The sequence below is a fragment of the Fimbriimonadaceae bacterium genome (assembly GCA_019638775.1).
Lineage (GTDB): Bacteria > Armatimonadota > Fimbriimonadia > Fimbriimonadales > Fimbriimonadaceae > JAHBTD01.
The window spans coordinates 1-22,004 of sequence record JAHBTD010000013.1 but is presented as its reverse complement, the minus strand read 5'-3'; the positions used below and the strand labels follow the sequence as shown (position 1 = coordinate 22,004).

At 58.7% G+C, this 22,004-nt stretch carries 27 protein-coding genes; 25 read left to right on the top strand and 2 right to left on the bottom strand.

The features are described 5' to 3' along the window. The 14 genes from KF784_17255 to KF784_17190 form a co-directional block, all read left to right on the top strand. On the top strand, nt 1-1,489 hold a 1,489-nt coding region (locus KF784_17255), incomplete at its 5' end, for a SpoIIE family protein phosphatase (GenBank protein ID MBX3120811.1). Between the two features lie 126 nt (nt 1,490-1,615). Beyond that, entirely contained in the window at nt 1,616-1,780 is a 165-nt protein-coding gene (locus KF784_17250) for a Flp family type IVb pilin (protein ID MBX3120810.1), read from the top strand. Nucleotides 1,781-1,822: 42 nt separating this feature from the next. Beyond that, entirely contained in the window at nt 1,823-2,341 is a 519-nt protein-coding gene (locus KF784_17245; protein ID MBX3120809.1) for a prepilin peptidase, read from the top strand. Between the two features lie 142 nt (nt 2,342-2,483). Further along, nucleotides 2,484-3,674: a Flp pilus assembly protein CpaB gene (cpaB, locus tag KF784_17240; protein MBX3120808.1), complete on the top strand. Its 1,191-nt coding sequence runs from the start codon at nt 2,484-2,486 to the stop codon at nt 3,672-3,674. 37 nt (nt 3,675-3,711) lie between these two features. Next, nucleotides 3,712-5,169: a type II and III secretion system protein family protein gene (locus KF784_17235; protein ID MBX3120807.1), complete on the top strand. Its 1,458-nt coding sequence runs from the start codon at nt 3,712-3,714 to the stop codon at nt 5,167-5,169. 53 nt (nt 5,170-5,222) lie between these two features. Beyond that, nucleotides 5,223-5,549 carry a hypothetical protein gene (locus KF784_17230; protein MBX3120806.1) on the top strand — a complete coding sequence of 109 codons (327 nt, stop codon included), beginning with the start codon at nt 5,223-5,225 and terminating at the stop codon, nt 5,547-5,549. A 9-nt stretch (nt 5,550-5,558) separates the two neighbouring features. After that, nucleotides 5,559-6,134 carry a pilus assembly protein gene (locus KF784_17225; GenBank protein ID MBX3120805.1) on the top strand — a complete coding sequence of 192 codons (576 nt, stop codon included), beginning with the start codon at nt 5,559-5,561 and terminating at the stop codon, nt 6,132-6,134. Next, on the top strand, nt 6,127-7,179 hold the full coding sequence (locus tag KF784_17220; GenBank protein ID MBX3120804.1) for a hypothetical protein: 1,053 nt from the start codon (nt 6,127-6,129) through the stop codon (nt 7,177-7,179). Before KF784_17225 ends, KF784_17220 begins: the two co-directional genes overlap by 8 nt. A gap of 73 nt (nt 7,180-7,252) precedes the next feature. Beyond that, entirely contained in the window at nt 7,253-8,107 is an 855-nt protein-coding gene (locus KF784_17215) for a hypothetical protein (GenBank protein ID MBX3120803.1), read from the top strand. A gap of 54 nt (nt 8,108-8,161) precedes the next feature. Beyond that, nucleotides 8,162-9,472 (top strand): CpaF family protein, encoded by a 1,311-nt coding sequence (locus KF784_17210; protein MBX3120802.1) that lies wholly within the window; start codon nt 8,162-8,164, stop codon nt 9,470-9,472. A gap of 12 nt (nt 9,473-9,484) precedes the next feature. Further along, nucleotides 9,485-10,447 carry a type II secretion system F family protein gene (locus tag KF784_17205; GenBank protein ID MBX3120801.1) on the top strand — a complete coding sequence of 321 codons (963 nt, stop codon included), beginning with the start codon at nt 9,485-9,487 and terminating at the stop codon, nt 10,445-10,447. An 11-nt stretch (nt 10,448-10,458) separates the two neighbouring features. Further along, nucleotides 10,459-11,391 carry a type II secretion system F family protein gene (locus KF784_17200; protein ID MBX3120800.1) on the top strand — a complete coding sequence of 311 codons (933 nt, stop codon included), beginning with the start codon at nt 10,459-10,461 and terminating at the stop codon, nt 11,389-11,391. A gap of 60 nt (nt 11,392-11,451) precedes the next feature. Next, complete coding sequence (locus tag KF784_17195) at nt 11,452-11,616, top strand: hypothetical protein (GenBank protein MBX3120799.1); 165 nt, start codon at nt 11,452-11,454, stop codon at nt 11,614-11,616. Between the two features lie 31 nt (nt 11,617-11,647). Continuing rightward, nucleotides 11,648-12,478, top strand: a complete 831-nt coding sequence (locus tag KF784_17190) for a tetratricopeptide repeat protein (protein MBX3120798.1) — start codon at nt 11,648-11,650, stop codon at nt 12,476-12,478. Nucleotides 12,479-13,035: 557 nt separating this feature from the next. Here KF784_17190 and KF784_17185 read toward each other — a convergent pair. Further along, the gene (locus tag KF784_17185; GenBank protein MBX3120797.1) at nt 13,036-13,287 is read right to left on the bottom strand and encodes a helix-turn-helix transcriptional regulator; all 252 of its coding nucleotides are present in this window, start codon (nt 13,285-13,287) and stop codon (nt 13,036-13,038) included. 275 nt (nt 13,288-13,562) lie between these two features. Between KF784_17185 and KF784_17180 the strand changes: the two genes are divergently transcribed. From KF784_17180 to KF784_17130, 11 genes are all read left to right on the top strand, one after another. Continuing rightward, nucleotides 13,563-13,883, top strand: coding sequence for a hypothetical protein (locus KF784_17180; protein ID MBX3120796.1), 321 nt, complete (start codon nt 13,563-13,565; stop codon nt 13,881-13,883). Nucleotides 13,884-13,963: 80 nt separating this feature from the next. Then, complete coding sequence (locus tag KF784_17175; GenBank protein ID MBX3120795.1) at nt 13,964-14,161, top strand: hypothetical protein; 198 nt, start codon at nt 13,964-13,966, stop codon at nt 14,159-14,161. A 311-nt stretch (nt 14,162-14,472) separates the two neighbouring features. Further along, the gene (locus KF784_17170) at nt 14,473-15,228 is read left to right on the top strand and encodes a response regulator (GenBank protein ID MBX3120794.1); all 756 of its coding nucleotides are present in this window, start codon (nt 14,473-14,475) and stop codon (nt 15,226-15,228) included. A gap of 234 nt (nt 15,229-15,462) precedes the next feature. Beyond that, complete coding sequence (locus tag KF784_17165; protein MBX3120793.1) at nt 15,463-15,726, top strand: hypothetical protein; 264 nt, start codon at nt 15,463-15,465, stop codon at nt 15,724-15,726. Between the two features lie 762 nt (nt 15,727-16,488). Further along, nucleotides 16,489-16,800 (top strand): helix-turn-helix domain-containing protein, encoded by a 312-nt coding sequence (locus tag KF784_17160; GenBank protein ID MBX3120792.1) that lies wholly within the window; start codon nt 16,489-16,491, stop codon nt 16,798-16,800. Continuing rightward, the gene (locus tag KF784_17155) at nt 16,797-17,789 is read left to right on the top strand and encodes a replication initiation factor domain-containing protein (protein ID MBX3120791.1); all 993 of its coding nucleotides are present in this window, start codon (nt 16,797-16,799) and stop codon (nt 17,787-17,789) included. Before KF784_17160 ends, KF784_17155 begins: the two co-directional genes overlap by 4 nt. Nucleotides 17,790-17,989: 200 nt before the next feature. Further along, complete coding sequence (locus tag KF784_17150; protein MBX3120790.1) at nt 17,990-18,253, top strand: hypothetical protein; 264 nt, start codon at nt 17,990-17,992, stop codon at nt 18,251-18,253. 91 nt (nt 18,254-18,344) lie between these two features. After that, a complete protein-coding gene (locus KF784_17145; protein MBX3120789.1) occupies nt 18,345-19,502 on the top strand; it encodes a hypothetical protein in 1,158 nt (385 codons plus the stop codon). Beyond that, nucleotides 19,499-19,774: a hypothetical protein gene (locus KF784_17140; protein ID MBX3120788.1), complete on the top strand. Its 276-nt coding sequence runs from the start codon at nt 19,499-19,501 to the stop codon at nt 19,772-19,774. Before KF784_17145 ends, KF784_17140 begins: the two co-directional genes overlap by 4 nt. Nucleotides 19,775-19,853: 79 nt before the next feature. Further along, nucleotides 19,854-20,861 carry a hypothetical protein gene (locus KF784_17135; GenBank protein MBX3120787.1) on the top strand — a complete coding sequence of 336 codons (1,008 nt, stop codon included), beginning with the start codon at nt 19,854-19,856 and terminating at the stop codon, nt 20,859-20,861. A gap of 161 nt (nt 20,862-21,022) precedes the next feature. Continuing rightward, entirely contained in the window at nt 21,023-21,235 is a 213-nt protein-coding gene (locus KF784_17130; protein MBX3120786.1) for a hypothetical protein, read from the top strand. Nucleotides 21,236-21,447: 212 nt separating this feature from the next. Here KF784_17130 and KF784_17125 read toward each other — a convergent pair whose 3' ends face one another. Further along, nucleotides 21,448-21,951, bottom strand: a complete 504-nt coding sequence (locus tag KF784_17125; protein MBX3120785.1) for a JAB domain-containing protein — start codon at nt 21,949-21,951, stop codon at nt 21,448-21,450. Nucleotides 21,952-22,004: the final 53 nt, after the last annotated feature.

Here is a 22,004-nt window from a genome sequence, read left to right as displayed (position 1 = left end):
ACTGATCAAGCAGCGAGCCGGCGCGCGCTTCGTGCCGGTTATTTTTTTGACGGCCGTGACCGATGAAAAAGGTCTGACCGAATGTCTTGCCTCCGGGGGAGACGACGTGCTCACAAAACCGTATAGCCTGCCCCTCCTGCGAGCGAAGCTCTCAGCTTGGTCGCGCGTGCAGGAACTCCACGCGCGAGTTACGGAACAAAAGCAGGAACTTGAATCGTATCGAGACCGCTCGTTCTGCGAAATTGAGGTAGCCAATGAGATTCGTGCAAAAATCCTGGCGACTCCCTGCATGGAGCGAATGGGTATCACCTACCATGTGGCGCCCGCGGCCATCCTCGGAGGCGATCTCGTATTAGCCGGGACGACTCCAACCGGTATTCTCCATGTCCTCGTTGGCGACTTCACAGGCCATGGCTTGTCCTCCGCAATCGGCGCATTACCGTTGGCCGACGTGTTCTATCGAATGACCGAGCGAGGGCATGCGTTAGGGGATATTTTACGGGAGATCAACCGCAAGTTGAATTACACGATGCCGGTCGGAATCTTCTGTGCAGCCAGCGCAATCGAAATCAATCCGGTCCGCGGCCGGGCATCGGTGTGGAACGGCGGGCTTCCACCGGTCTTGGTCATCAACCCGAGGGCGGGGGTTCGGTTGCAATGGACGTCGCAGCATCCTCCCCTAGGAGTGCTGCATGCCGAAGAGTTCATGTCGAATCTAGAAACCTATGACCTACAGCCGGGCGACCGAATGATTCTGTATACGGACGGCGTGATCGAAACGCGCAGCCCATCGGGGGAGCTGTTCGGTGAATCTCGGGTCCATGAGGTTGTCAGGCAAGGTCCGGCGTCGCATACCTTCGAGGCACTCGTGGCCGCGCTCACTGCCTTCGCCGATGGAGGCGTCCAGGAAGACGATATTACGGTGGTCGATGTGCCTTACGACATCATTCTCGAACGATTCACAGTAGGGGGTAATCCGCCATCACGGGAGCGTTCGTGTCAGCTTCCTTGGCAGATTGAGGTTCGATTGGGGCCTGACGCAATGCGGACGGAAGATCCGCTACCGGACTTGATGCAGCTGGTGAGCCTGCTACCAGGTCATGCCCGACACCGGGAGCGCTTCTTCACCGTATTGACGGAACTTCTCTCAAATGCAATCGACCATGGCGTATTGGGAATACAATCGAGTCTGAAAACTTCGCCCGAGGGATTCGACGCCTATTACCAGGAGCGCGACCGACGCCTGGCCGCATTGCAAGACGGCTATGTGCAGATCTCCATAACGCATGCTCCATCTTCGAGCGGGGCCCGATTGATCGTGCGTGTCGAAGACAGCGGGGCGGGATTCGATGCTAGCCATCCCGCCGCACCGTTGTCCGCAAATGATTCGCTGTTCGGTCGCGGACTCGCGCTCGTCCGCGCACTATGTCAGAAGGTGACCTTCCAGGGCGCTGGCAATTGTGTGGAGGCCATCTATAGCTGGGACTGACGACTATTAAAAACAGAGCGGCGGGGCTTAAGTCTAACGGGTATTCCGCCGATACATGAGTCGGAAGGGGTAGGCGTCGGTAACCTGCCTACGAAATCTGGTTCTTTCTAACAAGGAGAGAGTGTCATGCTGAATGCCATGCGACGATTTTTCCAGGAAGAAGACGGTGCGGCGGCCATTGAGTACGCATTGATCGCATCTGCGATCGCGGTGGTCATCGCCACGGCAGCGTTTACGCTCGGCGGCAATATCAGGAACATGTTCACGCGATTGGCCGGCCTGATTCGCTGAACCCATGGCTGCGCCATCACTCCCTTCGAGGTGACGATGGACATGATGCTATTCGTTCTGGTCGTGGTGATCCTCGGGGCGGTCAGCGACGCGGCGAGGGGGCTGATTCCAAATTGGCTCACGATGACAGGTGTGAGCGGCGGCATCATCTTGCAGACCGCACACAATGGCCTGATCGGCCTGGTCGGTAGTCTGGCCGGGTACTGTGTCGGCATCGCTCTGCTGATCGGCTTCTATGTGTGCGGAGGAATGGGGGCCGGAGACGTGAAACTTCTTGGCGCGGTCGGAAGCTGCTTGGGACCGTTCGGCGTGATGCAGGCCGCCGTGGCCATCGCTCTGTTCGGCGGGATCTATGCACTGGGCGTCGGTTGCCGACACCGGGGATGGCGGACGATGCTGCGGTCCGTCTATGCAGGGGGTCTGACGATTGCGCTCACCGGTTGTCCGGCGCCCTCTGCAACGTCGACCGCTCCAGAACCGTTGCTCCGGTACGGTATCGTGATCGCGCTCGGGACGGCACTGACACTGTGGTGGCGAGGAGATCTGTCGTTGATCTCTTGACGGATCGCATGAATAGCCGGGAGACGGTGGCACCCTGTCACCCCCACGGCGGAAGCAGAATGAACATCTCAGCGGCATACCAGGGAGACCGCGTGCCCCGTTATTAGACCGGTGGTGACGTTGTATCGCGAGGAGCATATATATGGCGCTGACATCTCGGCAACGGGCACTCCTTGTGATCGGGCTGGGGGGAACGATCGGAGCGGTGAGCAGCCTACTCGCATATGGCTATGTCCAGCAACTACTGGATGAGACGCGAACCGAGCTCAGCGCGAACAATCGAATGACGTCCGTCGCCGTGGCTGCCCACGCGCTTCCCTGGGGAACCGTGCTGTCCAGTGATGCCGTCCGTGTGGTGTCTTTTCCCTCCGAGAGCGTCCCTGATGGGACCTTCCCGTCGAGCGATGAACTGATCGGTCGCGTGCTGTTGACGCCGCTTACCTCGCAGGAACCTATTCTTGTCTCGAAACTCGCGCCTACCGACGTCACGACCGGCGGCATCGCGGCCGTCACCCATCCCGAGAAGCGTGCCATGGCCATCAAAGTGGATGATGTCACGGGAGTCGGAGGGATTTTGAAACCTGGCGACCGCGTGGACGTTCTAACCACCATGTCGCGAGTGCTCAACGGCGGTGAACCGACCACGAAGTTGGTGTTAGCCGACATTATGGTGCTGTCGACCGGACTGGATGCGTCGACCGGCAAAGAGGAGGAGTCGCTTCTCTCAGGCCGGAAGGCCTCGCGCACCCCGCCGACCGTCGTCACCCTGGAGGTGGCTCCCCACGAGGCGGAGCGGCTGTCACTCGCATCAATGGAAGGAAAAGTGCATCTGGCGCTCAGAAACCCGCGCAGCGCGGCGACCGTCGTGACACCGGGTGCGACCGTGTCATCGCTCTTCGGGGACCAGAGGTCAGACCCACAGAGGACATCTGAGACTGTGTCGCGACAACGAAGAATCGTTCGTGACCGGCCCTCCGATGGAATGATCCGCACGAGCGCGAGGGAGCAGGCTCACGCATCGAGTGCCAAGCCGACGGCAGACGCGTCGACAACTGTGGGTACACTGCCTCGGCTTCAGCCCTATGTGCATAGTCAGGCAGCGGTGACGACTGGCGCGGAAGCGGGAGGCGCGCTCGCGCCCCCCGACAGCACCGGCCCCAACAGGCCGGATGAAACCCGGACTCCCGCGCGCACGTCAACCGGCGACCGGGAAGGCAACATTGTGGCCGCGACACCGGTTCAGGACGGTTTCATCGCCGAAACAGCGATGCATCCGCCGACCGTGTCGGTGGAAGTAATCCGGGGCGTTTCACGGACGGAAGTAAAGTTTTAGCTGCTTGATAGGCAGAGAAAGGTATGTGACAGAGACAATGGGTGGCGTGCGGAATCAACAGGTGAGCTGGTGGAAACTGATCCTCTGGGGCGCCTTCGCTGTAATCTCGGCGCAACCTTGCTCGGCTGCTGAGTGGGAAACACGACCTGTCGAACGGGTGTCCGTCACGATCGGAAAATCGATGCTCATCGAAACGTCGGCATCGCTTGCCCGAGTATCCGTGGCCGATCCACGGGTGGCCGATGCGCTCGTGCTGAGCCCTCGTCAGGTGTACTTGATGGGAAAAACCGCCGGGGTGACGAACCTCACGTTATGGAACACCACCGGCGAAGTCTTTGCCGCCTATGACGTGGTGGTGTCTCCGGATGTCTCGCGCCTCCAGGAACATCTCCACGCCCTCTTTCCTGACGAGAAGGCCCTTCGAGTCGTGACGACGCAAGAGCATATCGCCTTGAGCGGTACCATGACCAGTTCGGCAGCTCTGACACAAGTCCTCGCCGTGACCGAAACCTATGCGCCGGGCAAGGTGCTGAATCTCCTGCAGGTCGGTGGAAGCCATCAAGTCATGCTGGAGGTCCGTGTTGCGGAAATGGACCGGACGATGTTGCGGAGGATCGGAGTCAATCTCTCCTATGTGAACGGATCCGGCAGTCAATTCGGCGCATCGGTCCTCAAGCGATTGGCGTCCCCTCTTCCTTCCGGCGACGCCTCATCCGTCCTTTCGCCGCTCGGTGCTGTGCCGCCCTTCGGATTCGGGCTGGGGCAAGCCGTGAACGCCTTGTTTCGCTTTCAGAGCGGGTCGGCCAATTGGACCGGTTTCATCGATGCTTTGAAGGAAGACAATCTGGTGAAGGTACTGGCGGAACCGACGTTGATCGCCTTAAGCGGACAGGATGCGCAGTTCCTCGCCGGTGGAGAATTTCCGATTCCCGTCCCGCAAGCCTTCGGCGTGACCACCATTCAGTTCCAGAAATTCGGCATCCAGCTCAATTTCCGCCCGGTGGTGTTGAGCGCGCGCCAGATCGCCGTCACCGTGACACCGGAAGTCTCGGAGTTGGATTTCGCGAACGGGCTCTCGATACAAGGCTTTGTCGTGCCTGCGATTACGACGCGGCGCGCCTCCACCATGGTTGAATTGGAGGACGGCCAGAGTTTCGCCATTGCGGGTCTGCTCAGGGAAAGTGTTCGGGAAACCGTCTCGAAGTATCCGGTCCTCGGCGACATTCCCATCCTTGGCGCGTTGTTCCGCAGCGCGCAATATCAGAAGAATGAAACGGAACTGGTCATCATCGTCACGCCGCATTTTGTCAGGTCGATGACGGATGCGCAGATCACGCTGCCCACCGATGGGTATCTGGACCCGGACGACGTCGATTTTTACCTAAAAGGTCGCTTACCGAGTCGACACGGTAGCGCATCGGACATGCGTGGCGTAGAGGTCCCAGCCGGCCGTGAAGAAAAATCGCGCGAGGCCACCGGCCTTATGATGCCCTGAGCATCGGTCCATCAGGGGTGCCGGGGACAAGGATAATGCCGTAGGAAGGAGCGATGACGATGAGACACGAAGCGATTTCGGCGGCCGTGGTCTTGACGGCCCTGTTGTTGGCCGGTTGCGCAAGTCCGCCGCCGATGCAAGAGAAATTCGGCACATCGCTGGCGGCCCTGAAGGCAGCGCAGATCGGATCGTCGGATAGCCGGCGGAGTGACCTTGCAGGCATAGATGGTCGTGCGGCGCAGATGGTCATGCGTGGCTATCTCAGAACGTTCGATCGTTCACAAGAGGGTGGAATGGTTGCCCCACCGCAGCCGCCTCCGGGAATGAAAGAGGCGACCGGCGCCGCAATGCCTCCGTTGCCGGACGACGTGCATCCGTAGGCAGACCGCGTGATGCGTAAGCCTCTCGATCTCGGACATGTCGAAAACGACCGCCATTGCCTGGAGTGTACCGGAGACGTCGTTAGGAATGCACGTGAGGATGCAGGGGTGACTCTCCGCCGCTATTTGTCGAGCGCTCCGCCGCGCGCCAACCGCCGGTTCGCTAACCGGTGGCCTCCATTGCCAGGCCATATGAACCAGCGAGGCGCCGCTGCCGTTGAGTTTGCCCTCTTGCTTCCCGTCTTGATCATGGTGCTGTTCGGGATCATCGAGTTCGGCGTTGCGTTGTCCCGGCAACAGGTGCTGGCCACGGCTAGTCGGGAGGGGGCGCGTCTTGGCATTCGACAGTCCGTGCCGAGGCCGACCGCTGCCGACATTCAAGCGCTGGCACGCAGGGTGTTTACCCAGGCAGGAGTGACCGGCGTGACACCCATGATTGCCGTCACTGGCGCGGGTGGCCCTAGCGGGACCGATCTGATCGTGACGGTGTCGGCACCCTATCAGTTTTATGTGATGGCGAATGTAATCCCGGCACTCAGAGGAACTGTGACGCTTCGCTCGCGCACCGTGATGCGGCATGAGTAGATCGCCTGCAGCAAATGCATTGCCCCGATCGTCGTGGCATACCGATCGCGGGGCGGTGGCCGTAGTGGTCGCCGTGGCCATGACGGCGTTGCTCCTGGTGGGAGCAGTCGTCGTGGATATCGGCGCGGCGCTCTTGTCACGGCATCATGCCCAGACGGTCGCGGATGCCGCGGCATTGGCCGGCGCACGCCAGCTGGGCGGCGTTTACGAACGCACGCCGGCTACGATCACGACGCAGATGCTCTCAGCCGTAGACCGAACGCGCGTGTTGAGGGCGGCGGCTCAGGTGGCGGACCAGAACCGGATCAATCTGACGACGCTGACGCTTGCGGAGTTGCGGATCGGGGCTTGGAATCCGGCGTCACAACGCCTCGCAGCCACCAATATCGGCGCAGATGCCTTGTTGGTCCGCGCGTCCGGCCAGACATCGACGTTCCTGGCCGGTCTCCTGGGCATTCGTCGGCTAGACATCGCCGCGACGGCCACCGCTGCCCTCACACCGCTCGGAGAGGTTCCTCCCGGCGGGTTGCCGGCTCCTGTCGGAATTGCGTCAGGATTCGTCGCGCAAGGCCCGATCGACGGCAAACGGGTGGTGTTCTATCAAGCCGGTAGCGCGGGCCCTTGTACCGGATGGACGACGTTTACTCAAGGGCCGTCCACCATTGCGGGTCTTCAGACGGTGTTGTCCGGATTGACGGCAGGGAGCCTGAGCAGCCCGGCTGCTCAGGCCAACCGATCACAATTCCAGTTCGTCCGCGGCAACCTCGCCACAATTTTTCCGCAGATCAAAGCCTTATACGATGCCAAGAAAAATCCAACGACTGGACAGTGGGTGGCGGTTGTCCCGATCTACGAACGCCGCGCCTGTCAGGCTCCGTCAGGCTCACTTCGTATCGCCGGATTTGCGACCGCCGTCATCACGCTGGTCTCCACACCGAACGGGCCGGTCCTCGAAGGCGTGCTGCGGAGCGGGAGTGTGGCCATCGGGCGGGGCGGCGGTCCCGATTATGGAACCAAGGGGAGTTTCCCCGGCTTGGTGTCATGATGGTTCTGAAGGCATGGTCAGTCATGTGTGAATCTCGACACGCGACACGATCGACTCACGGAGGCAGGTATCTATGACTGGTAATTCGAACCCCCTACGTCCGGCTGCGGAGTCATCTGGATCCGGTCGGTCGATGGTCTGCGTGTTGGGCGCGCACAGCGGTGTTGGGGTCAGTACCGTCTCCGCGAACCTGGCGTTGTGCGCACAACGTCGCGGTCTGAATCGAGAAGTAGCCCTGCTCGATTTCAATCTGTACGAGGGAGACTTACATCTTCTCCTCGAGCTTGAGCCGGAACATCATTGGCGAGAATTAATGCGCGATCCCCTCGCGCTGGATCCGACACTGTTGATGAGTGTGCTAATCAAGCACAAGACGGGGCTTCATCTCCTGGCTTCTGATTACGACGGATTACGAGACGCTTCCGTCCCTCCTGACAAGATCGGGCGACTGTGCAAGCTTGCGCAGTCGCTCTTTCCGATGGTGGTGGTCGACTGCGGCACAGTGCTCAATTCGGCCGTGAACATGGCGTTGACCTCCGCTACGACTATTCTGGTCGTGATGACGCTTGAGGTGCCGACGATGCGACGCGCCGTACGCATGATGGAGGCGCTGAATACGCTCGGGCACGGTCGTGAGCGTGTGATTCTCGTCCTGAATCGGTCTCGGCGCGAAGATCAGGGCCTGCAGGCTGAAGCGGAGGTTCTGCTCGGGCAGCCGCTCGCCTTGTCTATTCCGGATGTCCCGGAGGACGCGCGCGAAGCGCTCGAGACCGGGCGCGTGCTGTGTGCCGCAAAGAGCGGAGGGGCTGTTGTCCATGCGTATGAACGATTGGCAGCCCTCGTGATGGATACCGAGCAGGCGCCCGCGTCTCAGCCTCCTTCTTGGCGGGCGCGATGGATTCAGCGGTTGTGGAGCGATGCGGCATAGATCGGCGTATGACGCCACGTCCGAATATCATTGTGAACAAAGACGGAGGGGCAGATGGAGTTGACGGATAGTATGCCGGATTCGGCGTTCACGGGTCGGAATGCGCTCAAACACCGCATCCAAGAACGACTGTTGGCGCGCTTGGATTTTTCGGCGATGAGTCTCCTCGACCCCATCATGCTTCGAGCGCAACTGGCTATGCTGGTCATGCAGATCCTGGAAGAAGACGGCGCCGCGTTCAGTGACACCGACCGGGAAGAAGTGATCAACGACGTGATGAACGAAATTCTCGGCCTGGGCCCTCTGGAGCCGTTGCTGCAGGACGAAGAGGTGAGCGACATTCTCGTGAACACCGCGACGCGCATCTACGTGGAGCGCGCCGGAAAGCTGTCGCTGAGCCCGAACCGCTTTCGAGACAATCGCCATCTCCGGGACGTCATCGATAAAATCGTCGCCCGCGTCGGGCGACGGATCGATGAATCCTCGCCGATGGTGGATGCCAGATTGGAGGACGGGTCTCGTGTAAATGCCATTATTCCTCCGCTTGCGCTCGATGGTCCGATTGTATCCATCAGGAAATTCTGTCGAGAACGGTTACAACTGGAGCACTTGGTGACAGGGGGAGCGTTGACCCCAGAGATCGGCGAAATGCTCAAGGCAATGGTCTGCGGACGGTTGAATATTCTCATCGCCGGCGGCACCGGTTGCGGAAAAACCACGATGCTGAATCTTCTGTCAGGATTTATTCCGGCGGAGGAGCGGATCATCACGATCGAAGACGCCGCCGAACTACAGCTGCGTCAGGATCACGTGGTGCGCTTGGAAACCAGACCGTCCAATGTAGAAGGAAAGGGGGAAATCTCGCAGCGAGATCTCGTCCGTAACAGCTTGCGGATGCGGCCCGACCGTATTGTCCTGGGAGAAGTCCGCGGGCCGGAAGCCTTGGATATGCTGCAAGCCATGAATACCGGTCATGACGGATCGCTGGCCACGATTCACGCCAATAGCGCCAGAGACGCCATCACGCGCATCGAAACCATGGTGGCGATGGCCGGCCTCAATTTGCCCGTTCACATGCTGCGGCACTATGTCGCCTCTGCCCTGGACGTCATTGTGCACTTGAGCCGGCTCTCGGACGGAACTCGAAAGCTTATGAGTGTGCAGGAGGTTGTAGGTATGGAACAGGACGTCATTGTGCTGCAGGAGATTTTTCGCTTCGAGCAGACCGGGCTAGACGAATCCAGGCGCGTGAGGGGACGGTTTCTCGCCGCCGGCGTGCGTCCGCATTTCATGGCGCGGTTGGACGCTCTCGGTATTGCGGTGCCGCCGGATCTGTTCGATCCGAATCGTATTCGAGAGGTTTGAGAGGACACCCGCATGATTATTGCGACGCTGATCGTGGGCTTCGCCCTGTCGTTCGGCCTGGCCGCAGCCGCAGGGCTGTATCTGTGGCTGCCGTCCGGAACGGACCCCGCGTTATCGACGCAGCGAGATTCCCCGCGCACAGAGTATGGCATGGGAGGAGCGACAACCATCACGCGGATGCGCCGCTTTAGTCCCATCCCATGGGTCGACAGAACTCTATCTTGGTGGCCGGGGATCGATCGGTGGGAGCGGTGGCGTCAGCAGGCTGCGATATCCCTGTCTCTGGATTGGCTTCTGCTCAGCGTAATCGGGCCGACCAGCTTCATCCTTCTCTTGATGGCGATGGGTGGGCTTGATCCGGTGAGCGGAGCTCTCGTCGTGGCTCTTCTGTGGGGAAGCGTTCGCGGTGTGCTGGCCAAGCGCGCCACTCGAAGGCTGCGCGACTTTCAACGCCAGCTACCCGAGGCGCTGGATATGATGGGACGGTCGTTGCGGGCCGGCCATTCCCTTCTGGCCGGGATGAAAATGGTGTCGGATGAATTCCCCGCACCGGTGGGTCCCGAGTTCGGACGGGTTGTGGAAGAGGCGACATTCGGAGTCCCGCTGGGCGATGCACTGAGCCATTTAACAGATCGATTCGATTCAGCAGCCCTCAGATTTTTCGTGACCTCCGTAATGATTCAACGCGAATCGGGTGGCAATTTGGCGGAAGTCATCGCGTCGATCAGTCAGATGGCGCGAAAGCGTTTCGAGTTGGCCTCCAGGGTGCGGGCGGTGTCCGCAGAAGGGCGGCTCTCAGCGATGGTGCTCTTCGCCTTGCCGCTCGCTCTCGCCGGTATCCTCTACATGATCAATACAGAATATATTATGATTTTGTTTCAGGATCCGCTCGGACAAACGATGGTCACCGTAGCAGGGATGCTGATGCTCTGCGGGGCTGCGATCACCAAACGCATGGTGACCGTTCGCATTTAAGGAGTATTCCGATGGATCCGTGGTGGGCGCTGGCCGGCGGGGTGTTGTTCGCGAGTCTTCTCATGGTAGGCGGGGGAACGCTATTAGCCGCGGAAAAGTTGCGGGCCAGTCGTTGGCGGCGACGAATCGTGGGGACCACCGGAAAGGGTTCCGCGGCGGGCATAGATCGATGGAGACAACTGGGTATTCGGCTACTGACAACCTGGGGGCGACGAGCGGCGCCGACTGGCACTGAAGGTGAGTCGACACATGTGCGCTTCCTCACGGCCGGCTTGCGGAGCCGGAATGCGCCGCTACTGTTCTATGGCACGAAAGTGCTAGGTGCGACGGGGTGTCCGCTCGTCTTATTTTTCCTGCTGCAGTTGCTGACGGCTCATCCGTGGTGGAGCAATCTAATCATGGCTGTTGCCGGTTGCTTAGCAGGATGGTATGCACCGGATGTGTGGCTTCGATGCCGCATTGCATCTCGGCAAACACAAATCGTAGAGGGATTTCCTGCTGCCCTCGATCTACTCGTGATATGTGTCGAAGCCGGACTTGGTCTTGATGTGGCCCTCAATCGGGTGGCTCATGAGATGGCGAGAATGCATCGGGAATTGAGTCAAGAGCTGGAAACACTATGCGTAGAGCTGCGCAGCGGGCGATCGAGGCAAGACGCGTTTCGTCGCGCCGCGCAACGCATGCAAGTGGAAGAGGTCCATGGTTTCATGGCGGTCGTCATTCAGACGGAACGATTCGGCACCAGCATCGGCCAGGCTTTGCGGATTCATGCGGATGGGTTACGGACCCGACAGGACCTGCGAGCCACAGAGATCGCGTCCCAATTGCCGGTAAAACTGCTCTTTCCGCTCATTTTTTTCATTTTTCCGGGGCTCTTCGTCATCCTCCTAGGGCCGGCAGTGATTCGAGGCCTTCGTCTTCTCAGCGATGCGGTCGCTCCCTGATACGGCCCAAACCGTCCCTCCGAATTCTTCGATGTCATACCGCCTTGACCCGGACTATTCATGAATACCTGTTCCGTCGTCCGATCCTCTCGCCCGGCGGGGCTGTTCTCGTTCGGCCTCCTCGACGGACTGCAAGTACGCCTGCATCGGCCTTACTTGCGAAGAGCCCCGGCGGACTTCGGTCTCGAACGCCTCGCGACGGCATTCATGAATAGTCCGGGTTAAGTCTATGCGCCGGCCGCCGATAACGGTTGTGATGAATAGTCGTCGTCATCCTGCATGGTATCTTGCCATAGCTCTGACAGGTGTGGTGTGCGGGTGCGCGGGGCAAGCGCCTCCTCCGCGGAGTCATCATGACGCCACCGCCGGACGGATCGGCGTAGGGGCTGAGTCGCCGAAGTCGGAGAACGGGTTCTCGCCGGTACCCCCGCTTCTGACGGCCGATGAGTATGAGCATCTTGCAGATCGATCCGTGGCCGGGAGGAATTTGACCGTTGCGATGGCGCAGTACGAGAAAGCATTGCGACTGGACCCGGGGCGCGCACGGGTTCGAGAGAAACGCGGCATCCTGTTTCTTGAAAGGGGATTGGCCGAGGACGCCCTTCTGGAATTCAGGGCCATGGCCGATCAAACCCCGATTTCTGCTGCGGCGTTCGACGGGGAGGGGCGAGCGTTGGCGAGTCTTGGCCGGTTGGAAGATGCCCAGAAGGCGTTTCGCCGAGCCCTAACTCTGAATCCGCAAGATTGGCGCGCCTATGCGTGGCTGGGCATTGTTGCCTATGTTCAGGAACGGTATCCCGATGCTCTTGCCGCATTTCAAACCGCCTACTCCATCAAGCCGGAGCATCCTGCCCTGGCCAACAACCTTGGGCAAACCTACGTTGCATTGAGGCGCTATGATGACGCGATTGCCAGTTTTCGCTTGGGTGACCCGTATGCGCAGGATCATCCACGCCTCACCAAGAATCTCATCGGTGCACTGACATTGGCCGGACAACACGATGCGGCGGAGCAGGTTCGTCGGCACCAGGACCACGATGTGCCGACGAAAGCTCAGCACAGCCAGAACACACGTTTCAGCGAGTAAGACTCCCATCGGAAGCATACTCACTCAATACTAGCAGGCTGTTGACAAACCAACGAAGTGACGAACGAGGATGATGTATCCTTATGCAAAATAACGAATCATGACCTCGAATAGGTAGTGCTCGTTAGGCTAGAGCAGGGTGCGATGTTAATAAAACGGTACAGGGAGTTTGTCAAGTTTGCCCGCAACGTGGCGAGGTTAGCAGTTACCGCCATTGAGAAACTTGGGACCAGGGTGCTTGCGGACACACAACGGACACACTGACTCAAAAGGAGGCGTATGAAAATTCGAGCTTGCCATCTGTGCCGTCAGGTCATGTTGATTCCCAGTGGTGCACCAACCGTGACTTGCGATGCTTGTGGTTTTCCGATGACAGGGTACGCGTTGAGCACGTCGCGTGAGAGCGACACGGAGGAGTTGGAACAAACTACGGATTTCCAGCGACGCTAAAGTGACTCGCAGAAATTCGATGTCTGGTCGAATAGGACTCTGAGAATGGATATTGCCCACAAATATAATTACGTGGAGAGGGGCGATAACGTGTGGAGGAGGGGCAGCTAGACCACAGTGAGATCGCCATGCGCGAGGGCGGCTCGTACGAGCTGCGCCGCATTGGACGCCTGATACTTCCTCAATAGGCGGTGACGCACCGCTTTGATAGAATTCAGGGACAGGCCGAGCTGTTCCGCGATTTGATTCGTGCTCTTCCCGGACCATAGCCCGTCCAGGATGAGCCGCTCGCGCAAGGTCAGTGTTGGTTGCGGTCCCAGCCGAAACACCCTCTCCGTGCCTGTGATTCGTGATCCCATGCGTCCTTCTACTGGATACCTGTACCCGTCATATTGTGACCGAACGAAATGGTCAATCAATTGTGGACATTCGTCAGGGCTACCGTCAGGACGAAAACCCAGTGCGGAAGCATGGTTCCACGCGTCGAGCAGGTAACGATCACGGGTGACACAGTTGCAGCCGTGAGACAAAAAGCGTATCGTTTTCGCCGACCAATAACCCCTCGATGACAGGGCCGTCGTGGGTTCTACGGTCCTCAATTGATCGCCGGTGAGGCAATGGGAGCGCTCGAACCATGATTATCGTGAATGACGTGATGCGAGACGCCACGGTCCGTGGGGTTCAATTGATCCCTGGCGGGCATCGAGTCATGCTGGAGGTGGCCGCACGAGAGTTGCCTTTCTGGCAGGACATGATCGCGAGCAAGCGGCCACTCCACGTCGAGGCCCTCTTAGAGATCTCCACACTGGCCACCAACGACACGAACCTGAAGAGTCTGCAGGGCGTCTATGTGGCAGACATGCTCCCGAAGAATGATCCTGACCACCTCCACGTCCGGTTGACGTCAGCGGATTCCCCGCGACCAGTGGAACGCGGGATCGAGAAAGGCGATTGACGCAGAGCGCCGTCCACGGCGCGCCGTTACTCAGGATCACGGCATGACACCGGGCGAATCACGGCTCTGAGAGGTGCCGAATGGTGAGGGTGGACGGGCGGGTGAGCGAAGCGGTTGTCACCAATCTTGACATGGAAGTTGGAGGGACGATTGGCATGCTGTTTCTCGATCTCGACGCCACGATCAGCGAACTTGCGCACTGGAAGAGCGGCCACCGACTCCGCGTGGAAGCGAGATGGAAGCCGAATTATTTTCTTTTCCGCTTCATCCGTCGTTGATCGAAATACTGGGACCCTGTTCTGTTAAAGGTTCATTCATTGCGCACACGTATACCCTTGAAAATCGTCTCTGGATTTTATTGCAGTCTGCCGGAGAATTGAAGCCGCTGCAAGGTAGATGACCAAGTTAGACGGCATGATTAGAGAAAAAAATATCTTATATATCAAGTGAATAGAGGATGGCTGGTTGGTGCGATCTCTAGTGTTCCCAGCCTTCAATGGCCCTCAACTTTACACGATATTTATCCGATAACGATCTGCCGCACTTTTGTGCCTAGTCCGTTTCAATCAACGTTCGAGTGGAGTTTCCTGTGACCATTATGATCGTGGAAGACAATATTGTATGCGCGAAATTGGTCGAGGGGCTGCTCCAAAAAGCCGGTTATCAAACGGTTGTCGTCAATAACGGTAAAGAGGCGCTGGAGTTGCTCCCTACGCTATGCAACATCCATCTCGTCATCACGGATTATCTGATGCCGGAAATAAACGGTATCGAGCTGATTCAACAGTTGAAAATGCTTCCCGGCTTGAGGGACATTCCGGCCATCATTCTCTCGGCTCATTGCGATATCCCTACGGCCAAGATAGCGCGAGGTCTGCATTGCAATAGCATCCTCGTCAAGCCAGTGAAGAAGGAACAGTTGTTAGAACGGGTGGAACAGGTGCTGAGCGTCCAACCCCTGGTGTTGCGTAGCAAGTTTGATGTGTCCGACACCTTACAAATCGGTGACGAGGAATATCAGGAGCTGAGTGACATGTTTGCCATTCAGGTAAACGAAACCATCCCCTACGCAGTTCTGGAGGAATCCACATCTAACGAGCCGATCTCCGGAGCATTAAATCAATCACTGGGCGCTCTGGCGGAGAGCGCCTGTCTGCTCGGCGCAGACAAGTTCTCAAGCCTCTATGCGAAACTTCTGGCCGAGGATGCGTTGACACGATCACAGCTTTCTGCCCTTGTACGGGCATTGCAGGAATTATCATTGGAGTTCTCGGCGCGTCGTGGTTCGAAAAAAGTAAACGACCCAGCCAAAGCCCCGCCCTCCGAAGAAGCGTCCGCTGCCTAAGTCCTGCTTCGTGCTTCGCAGCCCCCTGCGGAGATGCAGGTCTGACTGTTCCCAAATCTTGCCTCTCACCCGACGTGAATCAGTAAGCATTCCGCCGTCAGCAAGAGTTATTCCCCTTACTTTGTCGACGCCTCATCGCGGTAATGGGCCAAGCCAAAATCTACGTTTGGAGACAGGCCCCGGCGCGATGCTGTCGTTGGGCGAGAATCGGCTACGATTGGGCGGAGGCCGTAGATGTTGCTTCGCAAAGGCAAGGTTGCCTTTTTCGACATGCACCGTATGGTTGTGAGAGACCTATCTCATAACTTCAAGAGAAGCGGTATTGGTGGGCCGACGCCAGCAGCACGTACAAGCGAACATGAAGCGTCGGATTCTGTTTCTGTGCAAAGACAATTCGACGAGAAGCCGAATGGCATAGGCACTGTTGCAGCCAATCGAGGAAGATTACTTCCAGTGAGCAAGCGCGGGCACACATCCCGCTGGATTCAAACCCTGTAACTGTGGAAGTGATGAAGAAACTGGGATCTTTCGCACATTTGATTCAAGCATGTAGAGGAATTTATTTGTCAGCCGTTCGATCATGACATCACTGTAGGGTCGTGGGAGAGAAACTTTTTCCAATTATGCCTGAGGTTCATCAACTGCGGCACTGGAGTTCCGACGACCCCGCTGCCACCCCAAACAACGCCGTGATGTCTTTCAGAGAGTGCGGGACGAAATTATCGATCGGCTGTGTCTATTTGGGGGCAATGTGGCACAGGTTCCGATTGCGGCCATACAATGTTATTGATGCAACCCTCATAACTCTCCCAAAGCGGCGAGACTGGCGTAATCACTGGGGACGTTAGGCAACTACCCAGGGAATTAGAGCCGTTTGGACCTGTCTGGAGTTTTTCGGCCCTAGAGCATTTTTTTGCAATATTATGCCGTATTTTCGATCGCGGCATCACAACCATTTGGCTCACTCTGGTTCCATTCGCCCTATCACGGGCCATCGTTACTTCGAGAGAAAAATCTGAATCACCGCTACTAGCGCATTGTTTGGTCATTCCATACTTGCCGCACGTTTTTCGTACAACCGTTTTGCATAGCTGTCACACGGTGCTCCTCGTGTTCTGAGGAACACTTCTGAGGGATGACGTAGTGTCCCTTAGTGTCCCCTGTTGTCCCCTAGTGTCCCCGAACGGGCCTCTTTCACCACCGCACGCCGATGCGTATGGTTTGACCATACATCGAGCGACGAAACGTAAAGGAGACGTGATGGAACAAACATGGTTAACCGTCGATGAGTTGGCCGCCGTCCTCAAAGTCAGTCCAAAGTCGATCCGCCGGGCCTACCGCAAAGGCGAGATTCCGGTAGATCGATTCTGCCGATTTGTACGTTTCGATCTGGAGCGCGTGAAGGAGGCCCTGAAGGCCAAGGGGCGTGGTCAGACCTTTGTGGTGTCCATGAGGAAGGAGGGACAGCGCAGCGCGACCGACGGCGCCAGCGGGCGGCGCGCGCAGCGGACCAGCCCCCGACTTGGTAAGACGGGGGCGTCTATCGCACGGACGCCAAGGGGGAAGAAATGACGGGTTCCGGAGGGTTCACCCAAACCATCGATTGGCTCGCCTTCACCCTGCCGAAAGCTGAGGTCGCGGACGTGATCAAGCTGATTGGCGGCGACTGGTTTCAGAGTGAGACCGGGTTTCGCGGGTATCCCGTGGCTCAGCTCATGACGCAGGGCAAGACGGGCGTCGGCAAACTGGGGACGGGTGCTCCTCGCAATCCGAAGGAAGTGCATGTGGATCTTTCCGCCGGAATCGTTTCCCAGTGGGATGAGACCAAGCTGAAGGCTGTCCTCGCGTGGATCTTCGCTCAAAAAGGCCATGTGACACGCATCGATGTGGCCCTGGACGACCGGGAGGCGACTGTCGCAGTCGAGACCGTGCGGCAAGCCGTGGAGGCCGGACAGCTCGTGAGCCGGTCCAAGCAATTCAAGGTGATTCAGGCTTCAAATCATCGCGAGGGCATCCGGACTGGAGAGACCCTGTATTTTGGCAGTCGGGAAAGCCAAAGCATGCTGCGGGTCTATGACAAGCGGTTGGAACTCCAGAGTCGTGGACGAGAAGACGCCCAGTCATATGGGGTGCGGTGGGAAATGGAATTCAAGCAGGATCGAGCTCAAGCCTGCGCGAAGGCTTTACTCACACTGGATTCTGAAGACTGGCGGGCCTTCTTGGTCGGGGTGCTGCGTTCCTATGTGGATTTCCGAGAGACGACGCGAGAGGCCGAATCGTACGAGAAGTATCGGGCGCCCTTGCTGAGCTGGTGGGAAGGCCTGACCGAAGGCTTCAAGCGCTGCCGGCTCGTGGTCGAACGGATTCAGCAACGGCTGGATGACGTGGCCGCTTGGCTCGCGCAATCCGTCGCCTCAATGCTCGCTGTGGTGGTGGCCTGTCGAGGCGATCAATTCCTCACTGAGCTGATCTATGCGGGTACGAAGAAATGGAACCAGAAGCACTATGCCCTGCTGAACCAACGAAAGAGCGGCACACCCTATGTCCTTAGAGTTTCATAACGGGGCCTGGCGGCGCGGCTGTCCTGGTTGTGGAGCGCATGGCGCCCCTTGTCGATGGGTGAATGGCGGATTGTTTGTGAGCTGTGAGGAATGCGATTCGGAATTTCAGTATCTCTCAAAATCTCGGCCGCTCGGCCGGGGCGTGTGGGTCAGGCGCTTGGCTGACTCGAATTCAACTCACTATTCAGGAGGAAACGACGATGCAAGTCAAAGCGGAGGGGGCGGTGCAGGGGTATGTGGAGCGGAGGAGTCGGGAAGGGAAGGTTTTTCGGTCGGTGGATCTCTATGTGAAGGGCAAAGATCCGGGGATTCTGCGTTTGGGTATTCCGGAGGATCAGATGCCACTGATTGATCTCTGTAAGCAGGCCGAAGGCAAACAGGCTCGGGTCTCCATTGAAGTGCGGAAGTTCGAGCAGACCGGCCGAATGTTCTTTGATCTGTCTGGATTGGAAGTTTTGAAGTAACGGCAGAGGGAGGAAGGCCGGTGGATCTCACCATCATTCTCGTGGCGGTCCTGTTACTGGCCTTCCTCACCGGCTTGGGAGTCGGACGATTGTGAAATTTCTTTCTCTCATGACGTATCTCGGGTTTGTCTGGGCCCTCTTCGTCTCATTCTGCCTTGCGCCGGGCGAGTCCTTCGGCCAAACCACGACGCAGTATTCCAGAGTGGTCGCCCAAGCCGAACGCATTGCCTATCTGGCTGCGCAACGGTCGGCTCTGGCATCTCAAGTCGCCACTGCGGCCCTGGCGCCCTCTGCCACCTCGTTGGCGGTTCGCATGGTCGCGGGTCCGGTCGGTTGGGCCGCCCTCGGGGTCAGTGCAGGCTTGGTCCTGGCTCAGATGTACTATTCACAGCCGGATCTGGCCGCGATCAAACAAGCGGCGTCCCCACCGACGGGCAACTGGACCTATTCGTACAATGGGCAGACCTACACCATTCCGAATCACAACATCGCGGGAAGTCCCGCTCCCGCACCAGTCTGTCCCGGTGGGCTCATGTTTGGCTATTTGGGCAGTCCGACGCCGGGCATGACCTCCGCCGGGCCTTCCAACTGGTGGTGTCCGCCTTCGCCTGCGCAACAAGCCACGGGCACGCCCAGCGCATCGGACATTCAGCAGTATCTGCTGGCGCAATCACCCAGTTCACCCGATGCCATCGAACAACATACGAGCCCCGTCGGCACCACCGGTACCACGCAACCGGCAGACAACACGACCTCACAACCGGTCAGTCCGACCGAGATGCCGACGACGGTAAAACCGAAGCCCGTACCAGCCGGGGATATCGTGGTGGCAGACAACGTGCCGCCTCCGGCCAGCACCCCACAGCAGAATACGCAACAGCAGACCACCACGACGACGACGACAACGACGCAGAATCCGGACGGCTCGACGACGCAACAAGAAGAAACCCAGGCGACCACCTCTTGTTCCGTGGGATCTCATGAAAGCCGGACCTTCGGAACAGTCCTCCAGGAACATCAGACCCGCTGGGGCACGAGTGGCCTGCTTGGCACCCTGAACCTGCTCAAATCCCTGACCTGGCCTTCCACCTTGCCGGTAATTGCCTTGCCCTCCGCCTTCTTTGGGAGCCAGCAAGTCGATTTCAACCAATGGGCCTGGTTCTTCACCGTGCTCCGAACACTCGTCATTGCGACGGCGTCGATTGCCGCGTACCGCATCATTTTTGTCGGTGGAGGCCAGACGACATGACCGCCATTCTGACGCTCATCTATTGCTGGCTGCAGGAGTTCTTCTTCTCCCTCACGGATTGGGGATTAAGCATCTGGGATTCGCTGCTCTCCGTGGCGGACAGCACGCTCGCCGCCATTGGGACGGCAGGGCTCACCCTGCCGCTGATTCCCGATCAATATGCGTGGGTGCTGGGCGCGACGGGCATGAGTCAGGGGCTGGCCATCGTGGCGAGCGCCATGGGGACTCGGTTCATCCTGCAAACCATTCCATTTGTGCGGTGGGGCTCATGAACCAGCTGGTGATGGGCTGGGCCTATGCCTGGACGGTCGTCTTAGCCCTCTGGATCTGGGTGTATCTCAGGAGTCTCCGATGATCGAACTGTATGAAGGGGTCCCAGGCTCCGGCAAGTCCTATCACGCGATCTGCGAGAAGTTTCTGCCCTGGGTCCGGCAAGGGCGACGACTCTATATCGCGGTTGATGGAATCTATCTGGATCGGTTGGCACTGTTTACTGGAATTGGTCTGGAACAACTCGAACAACAGATCACGCTCTGGAAGGACTCCGTCGAAGTCTTGCAAGCGTTTCAGCATGTCGAGCCGGGCTCTGCCGTGATTATCGACGAAGCTCAGACCGTCTTTCGGTCCATGCAGAAGGTGGAGCCGGGTCTGCTGCGCTGGCTCGAAACGCACCGGCATTACGGCGTGGACATTCTGCTCATGAGCCAGGATTTTCGCCAGATGTCCCAGGGCGTCACGCGACTCATTGAAGCGACCGTCAAGTTTCGTAAGCTGGCCTTCGTCGGTCTGTCGAAAAAGTATCAGGGCAAGGTGCGTGGGAACCCGGAAGATAACGAAGTCATCCGGGCCTTTGTCGGCACGTACTCGCCAGCGATCTACGCCTACTATTCGAGTTATGCGTCGGCGGCGATTCGGGAGGAGAAACGTAGTCATACCGTCTTCAAGTCCGCTCGGGTGGCGATCGGCATTGCCGCAGGCCTGTTTGCCATCGGCCTCATGTTCTGGCGGCCCTGGTCATCGCTGAGTTCCACCAAGCCGACACCTGCAGCTGGGGCGACCTCTATCCCGAACGTGGCGGCGGGGGCAGTCCCTTCCGGCTCTGCAAGCCTGCTCAACCCGTTGGGCATAGCTCCGTCGGTGAGCGTGACTCCGCCAGCACCCAGGCGAACCGTCCGAATCCTCGGCGGGGCCGGAATGAGCAAGAACCGTCAAGGCTGGCGCTATCTCTTGGACAGCGGCGAGATCCTCACGGCCGCGCAGATTACCGGACGGTACGGCCTTATGGTCTCGGAAGTTTATGAAGATGGCTCGATTCGGCTCATCGGTGAAGGAGTGTTCTATGGACCTGCCGGCGGTTGAGACGATGACCTATTTCACGGCGATTTTCTGGTTGGGTGGCTTCGCCGTGGGACTGATTATCAAACTAATCCTGCCTCAGAGTCACTGAGGCGCTCGACCGTCGGCGAGGAGTCCGACGGCGTGGGTGGACGTGCCCACCACACAGCATAAGGAGGTGCGTTATGAAGGGATGGGCTTGGGTGAAAGGGCTCGGTGGCGTGCTCATGGCGTTCGTGTTCGCCCTGGGCCTGCCGGCGCTGTCACAGGCGCAGTTGTTTCCGGTCTCGGCGGATGTGGCCACGGTGCGGGCCGATCTGCTCTTGTGGGCCACGGCCTTGATTGGCGTGGCGCTGGCGATCTACGCCTTTAAGCGCGTCCGCGCGATTGTGGGCTAGGTAGGCCCATCGAGGCAGGCTGGCAGCAGCCTGCCTCCTTTTCCAGCGACAAACCAAGAATGAGAATGATGACCAAGGAGAGGGCGCATGACGGCTTCACAAATCCAGACCATCGGCAATGCGTTGGCTGCCGACCTCGTCGCCTGGGGCACGGCCGCGATCGGGCTCGCCTTGGTGGCCGCTGGGGCCGCCTGGGTGTTGCGGCTCCTGCGCTAAGCGCCGGGCCAGCCCTGGTCGGCAAAGCTGTAGTAGCGCTCCTCGGCGAGAACAAGATGATCCAGCAGCGGAATGCCGAACAGATCAGCCGCCTCGCGCAGCCGTTTGGTCAGCACACGATCTTCCGGGCTGGGCGTGCTATCGCCGGAGGGGTGATTGTGCGCGCATATCCAGGCGCCGGCATTCATGAGGATCAGCGGCTTGAAGACTTCGCGTGGATGCACAATGGCCAAGGTCAGCGATCCAGTGGAGACCACATTGATCCCAATGAGCCCATGCTTCGCATCCAGGCCACAGATGAGGAACTGCTCCCGGTCGAGACCCGCAAACAAAGGCCGGAGGATCGCCGCAGCGCCTTCCGACGTATGCACCGATTCCGCAGCTGGAATGGCACGGCCCTCGCGCACGAGGGTCACACGGTACCGAGGGATTCCGTATTTGCGAACCGGTTTCAGTGGCTGTACACCGTTCGAGGAACCGAGAGAGCTATCAACGGACATGTCCGCCTCCTTCTGAAATTATGTTCTAGCCCCACCCTTCACCAACCAAGGGT